We start from the raw sequence: 205 nt of genomic DNA, 5'->3' as shown, positions 1-205 counted from the left end.
CCACGCACCGGCATCGAGCTGGCGCTGGAACAGCTGCGGCGACATGGTCGTCTTGCCATGCGGCGCGAGATCGATGCCCCATTCACGCACGCGCGATTGCATCCATTGGAGGTTGTGTTCGAGCGCCTCGCGCTTGAGCACAGCCAGCGGAAGCGGCAGGTCGCCCGCCAGCACGTTCCAGCCGGCAGCGCCGACTTCGCTGCGC

At 67.8% G+C, this 205-nt stretch carries 1 pseudogene; it reads right to left on the bottom strand.

The features are described 5' to 3' along the window. A pseudogene (locus ASD34_RS28110) lies at window positions 1–205 on the bottom strand (amino acid deaminase); the annotation flags it as partial.

It is taken from the genome of Variovorax sp. Root473 (assembly GCF_001426505.1).
Lineage (GTDB): Bacteria > Pseudomonadota > Gammaproteobacteria > Burkholderiales > Burkholderiaceae_C > Variovorax.
This window is presented reverse-complemented; position numbering and strand designations above follow the sequence as displayed.